At 65.9% G+C, this 13,425-nt stretch carries 12 protein-coding genes and 1 riboswitch; of the genes, 7 read left to right on the top strand and 5 right to left on the bottom strand.

What is annotated here, in order from left to right; all coding sequences use genetic code 11:
• Positions 1–108 precede the first annotated feature (108 nt).
• From ribB to HV770_RS03730, 4 genes are all read right to left on the bottom strand, one after another.
• The gene (gene ribB / locus HV770_RS03745; protein WP_175158153.1) at positions 109–825 is read right to left on the bottom strand and encodes a 3,4-dihydroxy-2-butanone-4-phosphate synthase; all 717 of its coding nucleotides are present in this window, start codon (positions 823–825) and stop codon (positions 109–111) included.
• Positions 826–970: 145 nt separating this feature from the next.
• Positions 971–1,155, bottom strand: a riboswitch (FMN riboswitch).
• Positions 1,156–1,270: 115 nt separating this feature from the next.
• Positions 1,271–1,984, bottom strand: coding sequence for a helix-turn-helix domain-containing protein (locus tag HV770_RS03740; protein ID WP_175158152.1), 714 nt, complete (start codon positions 1,982–1,984; stop codon positions 1,271–1,273).
• A gap of 502 nt (positions 1,985–2,486) precedes the next feature.
• Positions 2,487–3,671: an MFS transporter gene (locus HV770_RS03735; protein WP_175158151.1), complete on the bottom strand. Its 1,185-nt coding sequence runs from the start codon at positions 3,669–3,671 to the stop codon at positions 2,487–2,489.
• A gap of 16 nt (positions 3,672–3,687) precedes the next feature.
• Positions 3,688–4,104 (bottom strand): VOC family protein, encoded by a 417-nt coding sequence (locus HV770_RS03730; RefSeq protein ID WP_175158150.1) that lies wholly within the window; start codon positions 4,102–4,104, stop codon positions 3,688–3,690.
• A gap of 132 nt (positions 4,105–4,236) precedes the next feature.
• Between HV770_RS03730 and HV770_RS03725 the strand changes: the two genes are divergently transcribed.
• From HV770_RS03725 to lnt, 7 genes are all read left to right on the top strand, one after another.
• The gene (locus HV770_RS03725) at positions 4,237–5,211 is read left to right on the top strand and encodes a LysR family transcriptional regulator (RefSeq protein ID WP_175158149.1); all 975 of its coding nucleotides are present in this window, start codon (positions 4,237–4,239) and stop codon (positions 5,209–5,211) included.
• A 212-nt stretch (positions 5,212–5,423) separates the two neighbouring features.
• Complete coding sequence (gene miaB, locus HV770_RS03720; protein ID WP_175158148.1) at positions 5,424–6,794, top strand: tRNA (N6-isopentenyl adenosine(37)-C2)-methylthiotransferase MiaB; 1,371 nt, start codon at positions 5,424–5,426, stop codon at positions 6,792–6,794.
• A 34-nt stretch (positions 6,795–6,828) separates the two neighbouring features.
• Entirely contained in the window at positions 6,829–7,896 is a 1,068-nt protein-coding gene (locus tag HV770_RS03715; protein WP_175158147.1) for a PhoH family protein, read from the top strand.
• A gap of 79 nt (positions 7,897–7,975) precedes the next feature.
• Complete coding sequence (gene ybeY, locus HV770_RS03710) at positions 7,976–8,437, top strand: rRNA maturation RNase YbeY (RefSeq protein ID WP_121315661.1); 462 nt, start codon at positions 7,976–7,978, stop codon at positions 8,435–8,437.
• 62 nt (positions 8,438–8,499) lie between these two features.
• Positions 8,500–9,198: a gamma-glutamylcyclotransferase gene (locus HV770_RS03705; protein ID WP_175158146.1), complete on the top strand. Its 699-nt coding sequence runs from the start codon at positions 8,500–8,502 to the stop codon at positions 9,196–9,198.
• Between the two features lie 442 nt (positions 9,199–9,640).
• Positions 9,641–10,534 (top strand): CorC family transporter, encoded by an 894-nt coding sequence (locus HV770_RS03700; protein WP_168662812.1) that lies wholly within the window; start codon positions 9,641–9,643, stop codon positions 10,532–10,534.
• A gap of 67 nt (positions 10,535–10,601) precedes the next feature.
• Positions 10,602–12,356, top strand: a complete 1,755-nt coding sequence (gene lnt, locus HV770_RS03695; RefSeq protein WP_175158145.1) for an apolipoprotein N-acyltransferase — start codon at positions 10,602–10,604, stop codon at positions 12,354–12,356.
• 330 nt (positions 12,357–12,686) lie between these two features.
• Here the strand turns inward: lnt and HV770_RS03690 are convergent, their stop codons facing one another.
• Positions 12,687–13,301, bottom strand: a complete 615-nt coding sequence (locus tag HV770_RS03690; protein ID WP_175158144.1) for a glutathione S-transferase C-terminal domain-containing protein — start codon at positions 13,299–13,301, stop codon at positions 12,687–12,689.
• Positions 13,302–13,425: the final 124 nt, after the last annotated feature.

Here is a 13,425-nt window from a genome sequence, read left to right as displayed (position 1 = left end):
TTCGACTCAAGCGGCGCCGACAAAAAAGGCCGGTTCGGGACAGAACCGGCCTTTCGTTTTTGCAGCACTCGTCACGTCACACCAACACGACGCGACGCGCGTCGCATCTCACGCTTCGTCGGCGACGCATTCGCGCGCCTGCGCCAGCGCCTCACGAAACTCGACGAGTTCGGCAATCGTCAGCATCGGCAGATTGTGTTGCGCGGCGAAGCGCTCGACGTCCGCGCCGCGCGTCATCGTGCCGTCCGCGTTCATCAGTTCGCACAGCACGCCGGCCGGCTTCAGACCCGCGAGAATCGCGAGGTCCACCGTGCCTTCGGTGTGGCCGCGGCGCGCCAGCACGCCGCCGGGCATCGCCCGCAACGGAAACACGTGGCCCGGACGCACGATGTCGGCGGGCTTCGCGTGATCGGCGATCGCCGCGCTAATCGTCGTCACGCGATCGAGCGCGGACACGCCGGTGGTGACGCCCTCGCGTGCTTCGATCGACACCGTGAACGCGGTGCCGTGACGGCTTTCGTTGTTGACGGCCATCGGCGGCAGTTCGAGCGCGCGGATCTTGTCGTCGGGCAGGCACAGGCAAACGATGCCGCTGCATTCGCGGATCAGCAAGGCCATGGTTTCGACGGAAAGACGCTCGGCCGACACGATCAGATCGGCTTCGTTCTCGCGGTCGTGGTCGTCTTGCAGAACGACGGCGCGGCCATCGCGCATCGCTTGCAATGCGGCGGCGATACGCGGCGGAACTTCGGCGTCGAGCAGCGGGAGATCGGCGGACGCGTCGGGCGCAAACGTCGACGGAGCAGGAAAGGCAGCAAAGGACATAGTTGAAACGCTCATCGCAAAAGTGGGGCGAAAAACGTTTCAGGGCATTGCAAACAGACAACGACGCGCCGTCGGGCGCCGCGCTAAGCGACGCTCACGCTCGCCCCAACCAAGGGCGGCGCCACGGACACGCACATGACTATCTGCACATCTTCTTCCATCCGGACTCTGACCGTCGGCTCTGGCTTCTCACCAGATCTGCTGACCCCGCTGGGCGCTCCGATACTCCGAAGACGCACGACGCGGGCGCTCGCGGGCTCACCGGCTCACGCTCTCGCGCTGTGCCGGCCTACCGCCGGTGGGGAATTTCGCCCCGCCCTGAAGACGCACTGATTGCCGGATCGACCGGCTGGCGAAGCATACAACAGTCGCGCGAGACCTGCAGCGCAACCCTACTGGTCCGATGGAGGCTCCAACGCGAGGCGCCTGCATCGGGGAAATGCAATCAGACCGGCGCGGTTTCGCGCGGGGTGGCGTGGCGTGCTTCGTGCCGCGCTTCGTGCTGCGCCGGGACGTCCCAGCGCGGCGGCGTCTCCGCGTTCAGCGTCACGCGAAACGCGCGCGCTTCGGTGTCGCCCGGATTGCGCAGACTATGCGGCTGGTCGGCGTCGAATACGATCGCGTCGCCGGTCGCGAGCAACTGGCGCTGGTCGTGCACGCTGACTTCCAGCGTGCCTTCGCTAACCACCAGGTTGACCGTCGTGCCCGGCGCACGGCGGGTGCCGGCTTCGGTGTGCAACGGTGCGATACGCAACTCGTGAAACTCGGCGGCAGCCGGTTCGGCATCGGGATAAAGCGGCCGGGCCGAATAGCGCCCGTTCGCACTGACGACGCGCGTCGAGCGCTCCGCGGGCAGATGCTCGAAGCCGTTGGTCGCGTGACGCCGCAAGAACGCTGCCACCGACACCTTCAACGCCGCCGCCACCTTGCACAGCACCTTGATGGACGGCACGCTGCGCGCCGATTCGATCTGCGCGAGCATCGCACGCGACACGCCGGACGCGCGGGCCAGCGCATCGAGCGACAGTTGCCGTTCGGCGCGCAAGCGGGCGAGGTTGACGCCGACCAGATGTTCCAGCGCATCGAAGGGTTCGGCGGCACGCGGCAACGCATCGAGGTCGGCCGAGGGGTCGCGGACCAGCGCGAGCGGGGAATGCATGATTGCCTCCAAAGCGCCACCTGACGGCGCGCAAGCGGTTAGTGGAAGCAAGATAGCATCGCGCCCCGCCGCGCCCAACGAAGTTATCTTCACACTGTTATCAGCATTGCGGAGGACGATTCCCGCAAAGCTTGTGCGCATTTTTCATATGGGCGGCGGTGGCCGCTGGTTCGGGCGGTTGCACGGCGTTGTGCGGACGTGCGGGCATTTTCGTGGAGCGTTCGGGTGGCGATTCACGCGCATGGCGAACTGTCACGCGGGCGTTCGCGGCTTCTGTTCTGTACCCTTGTCCGAGCCGCGCACCGGCCGGCTACCGTTCATGCACACGACCACGCTCGACCAGGATCGAGATCGTTGGAATCGCGCGCGCCGCGAACCACGTCAGCAGCCACCGCCACACTTCCTCCTCAGCCCAAGGCGTTGCCTTCGCCGTCGACGACGACGCCGCCCCCCGTCGCGAGCATGCCGCCCGAGCCACGCGCTCATCCGCCCGCCCGGCCAATCACACCTGCTCGTGCACACCTACACGCCGCGCCACGCTCGCGGGCGTTGCATCCATACGCGCCGCGAACCACGTCAGCAGCAACGCCACGACGCTGACCGCCGCCGCAACCCACGGCAGCGTATCGAGCGAATGGCCGTGATCGATCACCAGCCCGCCGAGCCACGCGCCGCCCGCATTGCCGACATTGAACGCGCCGATGTTCAGCGTCGACGCCAGATTCGGCGCCGCCGCCGCTTTCTCGACCACGCGCATCTGCAGCGGCGGCACGGTGGCAAACGCGGCAATGCCCCATACAAAGATCGTCAGCGCTGCGGCTACCTGCGAATGACTGGTGCGCGCGAACAGCGCCATCACCACCGCGAGCGCGGCGAGAATGCCCATCAGCGAAGGCATCAGCGCGCGATCCGCCAGTTTGCCGCCGAGCATGTTGCCGATCGTCAGCCCCACGCCGAACAGCACCAGGATCAGCGTCACGCCGCGCGGCGAGAAGCCGCTCACCTGTTCGAGAATCGGCGCGATATAGGTGAACACGACGAACACGCCGCCAAAGCCGAGCACCGTCATCGCGAGCGCGGTCCACACTTGCGGGTCTTTCAGCACGCGCACTTCGTGACCGAGCCCGACCGGGCCCGCATCGTGACGATTCGGCACCAGCGCCGTGACACCCAGCAGCGACACCACGCCGAGCGCGCTGACGATCCAGAACGCCATGCGCCATCCGAACTGCTGCCCGACGAACGTGCCGAACGGCACGCCGAGCACGTTCGCGAGCGTCAAGCCCGTGAACATCAGCGCAATCGCGCTCGCTCGCTTCTCGGCCGGCACGAGAGACGCCGCCACCACCGCGCCGATACCGAAGAACGAACCGTGCGCGAACGAAGTGACCACACGCGCGATCATCAGCACCGAATAGCTCGACGCCACCGCGCACAGCGTATTGCCGACGATGAACACACCCATCAGCAATTGCAGCGCAAGCTTGCGCGGCATCTTGCTGGTGACCACCGCGAGCAGCGGCGCGCCGACCGCGACGCCGAGCGCATAGCCGCTCACCAGCAAACCCGCCGACGGAATCGACACCGCCAGATCGTGCGCGACCTCGGGCAGCAGGCCCATGATGACGAACTCGGTCGTGCCGATCGCGAATGCGCTGATCGCCAGCGCCAGTAATGGGATAGGCATTTTTTCTACTCCGGTTTTAACGTTGTGCGTGAAGTTGGCCGTGCGGCAACGCCGTCACGAATTCGATGACGACGCCGGGCGCCAGCGCGACGAACAGTTGCTGTTCGGCGGCTTGCGCGCCCATCTGCGGGACCTGCGCGGTGTGGTGATCGACGCCGGCCGCGTGCAGGCGCGCGAGCAAGGCCTGCCATTCGGCGGCGCTGTCCAGCCGGAAAGCGAGATGGTCGATGCGTGGCGCTGACCGGCCGGCCGCGCGAGGCGCTGTCGCGGTTGCGTCGAGCAGATGCAGCACCGGCCGGCCGTTCGCATACAGCCAGTAGCCGGCCGCCGGAAACGGCGGCCGCGCGCCTTCAGTCAGTCCAGCGATCTCGACGAAGAAATGCCGGGCGGTATCGAGATCGGCGGTGACGATCGTTGCGTGATCGAGTTGCATGGGCGCGGCGGCGCGCGCTGCTGTGCGCGCGGAATTAAGGGTTTTCGAGAGTGCATTGTCACGGGCCAAAGGCGATTTGATAATTGGCGTAGTATTTGAAGCATTTTCAAATATTTTTTGAAAGACCCAACGATGGACAACCTCGGTGACATTCGCCTGTTCGTTGAAGCGGCGCAGCAAGGCAGCCTCTCGGCCGCGGGCCGCAAGATGGGGCTCACCCCGGCCGCCGCGAGCGCGCGGCTCGCCAAGCTCGAAACCGGGCTGAAGGCGCGCCTCTTCGAGCGCACCACGCGTCAGTTGCGGCTCACCGACGAAGGCCGCCTCTACCTGAACTGCTGCCGCCAGGCGCTGCAATCGCTCGACGACGCCGAAGCCGCGCTGCAAGCCGGTCAGGGGGTGGTGCGCGGCAAGCTGCGGGTGTCGGCGACCTCGGACTTCGGCCGCAATCTGCTGATGCACTGGCTCGACGAGTTCAACGCGCTCTATCCGCAAGTGACGTTCGCACTGACGCTGTCGGACTCGCTGGCGAATCTGGTGGCGGAGGACATCGACCTGGCGATCCGCTTCGGCGTGCCGCAGGACAGCTCGCTGGTCGCCCGCAAGCTCGCGCCGAACCGGCGCGTGCTGTGCGCGTCGCCGGACTACATCGCGCGCAAGGGCGAGCCGAAAGACCCGCACGACCTCGCCAACTTCGACTGCATCGTGCTGAGCACCGCCTCGGGGCTCGCGAACGAGTGGCGCTTCACGCGCGGCGACGAGGAGCAAAACTACACCGTGCCGTCCGAGTCGGCCCGCGAGACCAACGACGGCGCAGTGGCCCGCGAATGGGCGCTGCGCGGCTACGGCATCGTGATCAAGTCGATGTGGGACGTCGAAGCGGACCTGCGCGCCGACGGCCTGAAAATCCTGCTGCCGCAGTGGCGTTACCCGGATGCACCGTTGCACGCGCTCTACCACCGCAACCGCTTCATGGCGCCGCGCGTGCGGGTGCTGCTGGATTTCCTGAGCGAGCGCTTCGCGCAGGTGTCGGGCGAACTGGAAAGCCTGCTGGGCTTGCCGCCGGAGCGGTCGGGCAGCGGTGCGGGCAGCGAAACCCGCTCGCCGTGAAGGGCTATAATGTTGCGCTACGCCGCACGCGTGCATGCGGATCGTGCAGGCACAACGCATCGGGCCGCGAGTCGGGCTCGAACAGGCGTCAGGCAGCTTCTAAGCGCCCTAAGCGCCGCCCAGCGGCCTGCCACGCCCGCCGCCCGCACGTTCGGCCCCATCACCTCTTAAACGACGCCCCCAGATCAACCACTGCGACCGGCGAAAATTCGATGACCAAGAAAGTTTATGTAAAGACCTTTGGCTGCCAGATGAACGAGTACGACTCCGACAAAATGGTCGACGTACTCGGCGCGGTGCAAGGGCTCGTCAAGACCGACACGCCGGAAGACGCCGACGTGATCCTGTTCAACACCTGCTCGGTGCGCGAAAAAGCGCAGGAGAAAGTTTTCTCCGACCTCGGCCGCGTGCGCGAGCTGAAGGAAGCAAATCCCAATCTGATCATCGGCGTGGGCGGCTGCGTGGCGAGCCAGGAAGGCGCGTCGATCGTCGCGCGCGCACCGTACGTCGATCTGGTGTTCGGTCCGCAAACGCTGCACCGTCTGCCGCAAATGATCGACAAGCGCCGCGAAAGCGGCCGTGCGCAAGTCGACATCACGTTCCCCGAAATCGAGAAGTTCGATCACCTGCCGCCGGCGCGCGTCGACGGCCCGAGCGCGTTCGTGTCGATCATGGAAGGCTGCAGCAAGTACTGCAGCTATTGCGTCGTGCCGTACACGCGCGGCGAGGAAGTGTCGCGTCCTCTGGACGACGTGCTGACTGAAATCGCCGGTCTCGCCGACCAGGGCGTGCGCGAAGTCACGCTGCTCGGCCAGAACGTCAACGCATATCGTGGCGGCCTTACGCTAGGCTCATCGGAGATCGCCGACTTCGCGACGCTGATCGAATACGTCGCCGACATTCCTGGCATCGAACGGATTCGCTACACCACGTCGCATCCGAAGGAATTCACGCAGCGTCTGATCGACACCTACGCGAAGGTGCCGAAGCTCGTCAGCCACCTGCATCTGCCGGTGCAGCACGGCTCCGACCGCATCCTGATGGCGATGAAGCGCGGCTACACGGTGCTCGAATACAAGTCCGTGATCCGTAAGCTGCGCGCGATCCGCCCGGACTTGTCGCTGTCCACGGACATGATCGTCGGCTTCCCCGGCGAGACCGAAGAAGACTTCGACAAGATGATGGCTTTGGTGCACGAGATGAAGTACGACACCAGCTTCTCGTTCATCTACAGCCCGCGTCCCGGCACGCCGGCCGCGAATCTGCACGACGACACGCCGCGCGAAGTGAAGCTCAAGCGTCTGCAACACCTGCAGGCGACCATCGAAGAGAACGTGCAACGCATCAGCGAGTCGATGGTCGGCAAGATCGAGCGCATTCTGGTCGAGCGCCCTGCGCGCAAGGACCCTAACGAACTCGCGGGACGCACCGAGAACAACCGCGTGGTGAATTTCCCGGCGCCGGTCGCCTCGCACGCGCGGCTGATCGGCCAGATGGTCGACGTGAAAATCGTTCACGCGTACCCACATTCGCTGCGTGGCGAGCTCGTGCTGGTGCATGACGACGCCACCATCACTCACTAAGCTGTACTGAAACCGACAGGATCGACCCACCGCCTTGAAGACCGCTCAGCAGCATCTGGAATTCACCGCTCCGCGCGATGACAACGCGCGGCTCGCCAACCTCTGCGGACCGCTCGACGAAAATCTGCGGCAGATCGAGCAGGCGCTCGACGTGACCTTGCAGCGCCGTGGCCACCGCATCACGATCCGCGGGCGCGGCTCGAAACTCGCGCTCACCGCGCTCGAAAATTTCTATAACAACGCGCGCGAGCCGCTGTCGGTCGACGACATCCAGCTTGCGCTCGTCGAAGTGCGTCATCCGGCGCGCCATCGCCCGAACGGCAATGGCGACGCAGCCGGCGATCCGCGTTTCCCCGGCAATCCGGACCATCCGTTCGATCAGCCCGCCGACGCAGCCGACGACGACCTCGAAGAACTCGGTCCGAAGCTGTACACGCGGCGCGCGGATCTGCGCGGCCGTACGCCGGCGCAGCGCGAGTATCTGAAGCAAATCATCTCGCACGACGTGACCTTCGGCGTGGGCCCGGCCGGCACCGGCAAGACCTATCTCGCGGTGGCCTGCGCGGTCGACGCGCTCGAGCGCGACCAGGTCAAACGCATCGTGCTGACACGGCCCGCGGTCGAAGCGGGCGAGCGCCTCGGCTTCCTGCCGGGCGATCTGGCGCAGAAGGTCGATCCGTATCTGCGCCCCTTGTACGACGCGCTGTACGACCTGCTCGGCTTCGACAAGACCGCGAAAATGTTCGAGCGGCAGATGATCGAAATCGCGCCGCTCGCGTACATGCGCGGGCGCACGCTGAACCATGCGTTCATCATCCTCGACGAGGCGCAGAACACCACGCCCGAGCAGATGAAGATGTTCCTCACGCGGATCGGCTTCGGCTCGAAGGCGGTCGTCACCGGCGACACGACCCAGGTCGACTTGCCGCGCGGCCACAAGAGCGGGCTGATCGAAGCGCAGCAGGTGCTCGCGGACGTGCGCGGCATCGCGCTCACGCGCTTCACGAGCGCGGACGTGGTGCGGCATCCGCTGGTCGCGCGAATTGTGGAAGCGTACGATGCGCATTCGCAGAAAACCGCCAGTCCGGCGGATTCGCGGTGATTGACGCGAATCCGCGCGCGCTGGAGCTGCCGCCGTCACGAGTGCAAGACACGCCAACCACGCACCACACCGACACCGCATGAGCCGCGCCCCGAAACTGACGTTGAATCTGCAATTCCCCGCCGCCAAAGCCTGGCCGGAACACAAGGCGCTGCTGCCGCGCGCCGCCGTGGCCGGCTGGATCAAGGCGGCGCTGTTCGCGGACGGCGAGCTGACGGTGCGTTTCGTCGATGCCGAAGAAGGCCGCACGCTGAACCGCACCTATCGCGGCAAGGACTACTCGACCAACGTGCTGACCTTCGCGTACGCCGAATCGGAAGACGACCCGGTGACGGGCGATCTGATCCTGTGCTGCCCGGTGGTGGAGAAGGAAGCCGCCGAGCAGGGCAAGCCGCTGATCGCGCACTACGCGCACCTGCTCGTGCACGGCACGCTGCACGCGCAGGGTTACGATCACGAAGTCGAAGAAGAAGCCGAAGAGATGGAAGCGCTCGAAACCGAGATCCTCGGTAAGCTGGGGTTTCCCGATCCGTATCAGTAGGCGTCGTTCATCGCCGCGCCGCCCGCCTCTCGCCAACGTCCATCCACGTTCGAACCCACACCGTGAGCACCTCCCCTGAAGCCGACACCCGCACGCCCTGCCCGGACTATCCGCCAGCGCTCGGCGAGTCGCGGCTTCTGAGCGACGAGGAATTGCGCGCGTCGCTCGAATGCACGCTGCGCGACTGGGACCGCAAGAGCGACCTGTGGCTATTCGGCTATGGCTCGCTGATCTGGAATCCCGGCCTGCCCACCGTCGAGGCGAGTCGCTCGAAGGTGCACGGCTATCACCGCGGGCTATATCTATGGTCGCGCGTGAATCGCGGCACACCCGAACAGCCGGGCCTCGTGCTCGCGCTCGATCGCGGCGGCTCCTGCACCGGCATCGCGTTCCGGCTCGCCGCCGAGGGTTCGGCACCGCATCTCGAAGCATTGTGGCGCCGTGAAATGGCGATGGGGTCGTATCGCCCCGCCTGGCTGCCGTGCGTGCTCGCCGACGGCCGGCGCGTCGACGCGCTGGCGTTCGTGATGCGCCGCGACGTGCCGAGCTACACCGGCAAGCTGCGCGACGAGGTCGTCAAGACCGTGTTCGGCTGTGCATGCGGCCGCTATGGCACCACACTCGATTACGTCAGCCGCACCGTCCACGCGCTGCGCGAAAGCGGCATGCCCGACCGCGCGCTCGAAGCGCTGCTGGAACGTTGCCAGGCGGAAGGCCGCGAACGCGACGCCGCTCGGCAATCCGGGCAGGTGTCCGGATAAGAATCGGCGCAATGAGGGTGTTGAGGCTGGCGAGCGCGGTACGTTCGCTGAATTTTTGCGGCCGATGCGCTGTTAGCCGGCAGTCCTGCCGTCCACGCGTGCTTGCGCGCCAGACGCGCAAAACCGTTGCAGCCCGCAGGAGCGCAGCCTCCAGCGTCTCGCCCCCGACTCCGAACCTCTGGCCTTGGCCACGCGCCCGTTTGCCCTCAAACCGCAAAGAACGCGCGGCCCCCGCATCCGCCCGTTCCTCCCGCCACAACCACCACTTTTTTGCCCAACACCGCTTTTCCGCGCGTAATCAGTTAGGATGGACCCACGCCCCGCCGCTCGCGACGGAGCCGCTTCACCCATCGCCCAGCCCGGCGGGACACGGTCCTGCCATGTGCCTGGTGTATCCTTAATGCTCTGCAACAGCGCGCCCAGTCTTGCCGGGCGCACTACCATGAACGACACGTATCCCAGTCGACGCCAAACCGACAAACCGCAGGAAAAGCGCTCGCTGCTCGAGCGTCTGACCGACTTCATCTCGCCCGAGCCCGACTCGCGCGCCGAGCTTCTGGAAATTCTGCAGGACGCGCACGAGCGCAACCTCATCGACGCCGACTCGCTGTCGATGATCGAAGGCGTGTTCCAGGTGACCGAACTCAGCGCGCGCGACATCATGGTGCCGCGCGCCCAAATGGACGCGATCAACATCGCGGACAATCCCGCCGAATTCATCCCGTACGTGCTGGAGAAAGCGCACTCGCGCTATCCGGTCTTTGAGGGCAATCGCGACAACATCATCGGCGTGCTGCTGGCCAAAGACCTGCTGCGCTACTACGCCGAAGAAGAATTCGACGTGCGCGGCATGCTGCGCCCCGCGGTGTTCATCCCCGAATCGAAGCGGCTGAACGTGCTGCTGCACGACTTCCGCGTGAATCGCAATCACCTCGCGGTGGTGGTCGACGAATACGGCGGCGTGGCCGGCCTGATCACGATCGAAGACGTGCTGGAGCAGATCGTCGGCGACATCGAGGACGAATACGATTTCGACGAGGAAAGCGGCAACATCATCGCCTCGCCGGACGGGCGCTTCCGCGTACGCGCGCTGACCGAGATCGAGCAGTTCAACGAGGCCTTCGGCACGCACTACTCGGACGAGGAAGTCGATACCATCGGCGGGCTCGTCACGCATCACTTCGGGCGGGTGCCGCATCGCGGCGAAAAGGTCCGCCTCGACGATCTGATCTTCGAGATTCTGCGCGGCGACGCCCGCCAGATTCACATGCTGCTGGTGCGCCGCGATCCGCTGGCCGGCCAACGCGAGCGCGACGCGCAGCACGTGCAGACCTGAGCCTCGCTGCCCGCACGTCTTCAGTTTCCAACCTGCTTTTTCAACTTCTCACGCCGACCGCGCAACAATGGCCGACCCGATGACTTCCCGTTCGCGCCGCGGCGTGAGCACTTCCCCTGCTGCCGCCGCCGACGAACCGCGTGGCCGCACGCTGCCGCGCTGGCATTACCTGGTCGCGCTGGCCGTGGGCGCGGCCAACACGCTGTCGTTCGCGCCGACGCCGCACGGCGGCTGGCTGCAACTCGCGATCTTCGTGTTCTTCTTCGGGTGGCTCACCCGCGCCACCGGCTGGAAAAGCGCCGCGCTGACGGGCGGCGCGTTCGGCTTCGGCAATTTCATGACCGGCGTGTGGTGGCTCTACGTCAGCATGCATGACTACGGCGGCATGGCCGCGCCCCTCGCAGGCGCGGCGGTCGTGCTGTTTTCGCTCTATCTCGCGCTCTATCCGGCGCTGGCCGCGGGCATCTGGTCGTTCTGCGCGGGTCATGCGCGCAACGGCGCGGCGGCCGACGACGCACCGTTCTGCCCCACCTGGCACGGCGCGTTGGCCTTCGCGAGTGCCTGGGCAATCGGCGAATGGTTGCGCGGCACGGTATTCACCGGCTTTCCGTGGCTCGCGAGCGGTTACGCGCAAGTGGACGGCCCGTTCGCGGGATTTGCGCCGGTGGTGGGGGTCTATGGCGTCGGCTGGATGCTGGCGCTGGCTGCCGCATTGATCGCGCAGGCGTTACTGCCGCTGTTGCCGCAACGGTCTTCGAGGTCTTCACGCGAGCCGCGCGGCGCGGCGGCGGACATCAGCCGCAATGACGTCGCGCACGGCAGTCAGGCGGCGCCACGAAGCATGGCGCGCAGCGCGGTGCCGGGCGGCGTCGCGCTGGCGCTGATTGCGGCCGGCCTGCTGCTGCCGCTCGTCCAATGGACCGTGCCGGCCAACGCGCCACTGACCGTGCGCCTGCTGCAAGGCGACGTCAAGCAGGAGATGAAGTTCGAGGAAGCCGGCATGCGCGCGGCGATCGACCAGTATCAGCAGATGATCACGTCGAAGCCGGCCGATCTGATCGTGACGCCGGAAACCGCCATTCCCGTGCTCGCGCAGCAATTGCCGGCGCCGTTCGCGGCATCGATCCGCGAGTTCTCCGACTCGACCGGCAGCGCGATCCTGTTCGGCGCGATCGGCGGCACGATCACCCCGGAGGGTCGGGTGGTCGACTATACGAACAGCCTGTTCGGCGTCACGCCCGGCTCGCGCGACGTGTACCGCTACGACAAGCATCACCTCGTGCCGTTCGGCGAATTCGTACCGTGGGGCTTCCGCTGGTTCGTCAATCTGATGAACATTCCGCTCGGCGATTTCTTCCGTGGCGCGCCGGTGCAGAAGCCGTTCATGGTGCACAACCAGCCGGTTGCGGTGAATATCTGCTACGAGGACATCTTCGGCGAAGAGATTGCGCGGACCATCCGCGAGAGCACGACGCCCGCCGGCGTGCTGGTCAACTCGACCAACCTCGCGTGGTTCGGCGACACGATCGCGCTGGACCAGCATCTGCAGATTGCGCGCATGCGTACGCTGGAAACCGGCCGGCCGATGCTGCGCGCGACCAACACCGGCATGACCGCCGCGATCGACGCGAACGGCCGGGTGCTCGGCCGCCTGACGCCGTACACGGTCGGCTCGCTCGACCTGAAAGTGCAAGGCACGTCGGGCAACACGCCCTATGTGACGAGCGGCAACAACACGGTGCTGGCGGTGTCGCTGCTGATGCTGGCGTTCGGTTTCGCGTTCGGACCGGGGATTACACGGCGCCGCAACGGCAAGCAGTAAGCGGCCGCGCGTCGCGACAGGCCGCATTCGTGCGCCCGGCCGCTTGGGCAGAGCGGTCATGCGTGCGGCTTGCGGCATCGAGCGCCGCGGCGAATCACCGGCGCAAAATCATATGCACCGCCGCTCTCGCGCGCGGTTCATGTGCGCGGTTCCGGCACCGGACCGCGCGGCGAACGCCGCGACGAATCTCCGGCGCAAAAAAATGCGCCTGACAAGCAGGCGCATTTTCAACTTTTCAACTCGCACGCACGTTTCGTTCGGGCTTTCAGGAGTTTGAACGACCTCTTTCAGCTCGCCTGAACGCAATCTTGCCGCGACTGAGCGCTCCGCTCAGTCCGCCGGCACCGTGTCGATGAAAGACTGCCGCAGCGAAAGCTTTTGAAAATGCTTGTCCAGATTCGGATGCGCTTCGCGCCAGTTGAGCCCCGGCATGCGGAAGTCCAGATAACCCAGCGCGCAGCCCACCGCGATGTCCGCGAGCGTGTAGTGATTGCCCGCGCACCACGACTTGCTGCCCAGCCCCTGCGACATCGCGATCAGACCTTCGTCGATCTTGCGTTGCTGCCGCGCGACCCATGCCTCGACACGCTGCTCGGGCGTGCGCTGCGTGCCTTCGAGACGAATCAGCACCGCCGCGTCCAGCACGCCGTCGGCGAGCGCTTCCCAGCAGCGCACTTCGACGCGTTCGCGCCCCGACTGCGGAATCAGCTTGCCGACCGGCGACAGCATATCGACGTATTCGCAGATGACCCGCGAGTCGAACACGGCTTCGCCATCTTCCATCACGAGGCACGGCACTTTGCCGATCGGATTGAACGTGTGAATCCGGGTGTCCGGCGCCCAGACGTTCTCGGGCACCAGTTCGTAGTCGATCTTCTTGTCGGCCAGCACGATCCGCGCTTTACGCACGAAGGGGCTGCCGAGCGAACCGATGAGTTTCATCATGACCATCTGCCTTTAACTGAATCCGGCGAAAGTATAAGTGCTCCGGGGCCTTCACGAGTGTCACGCCCTGTCTTCGCAAGCGGTGCGCCGGGGCGCTGTGGACGGATTGCAACATGCCGGCGGC

The sequence above is a fragment of the Paraburkholderia fynbosensis genome (genome assembly GCF_902859935.1).
Lineage (GTDB): Bacteria > Pseudomonadota > Gammaproteobacteria > Burkholderiales > Burkholderiaceae > Paraburkholderia > Paraburkholderia fynbosensis.
This window is presented reverse-complemented; position numbering and strand designations above follow the sequence as displayed.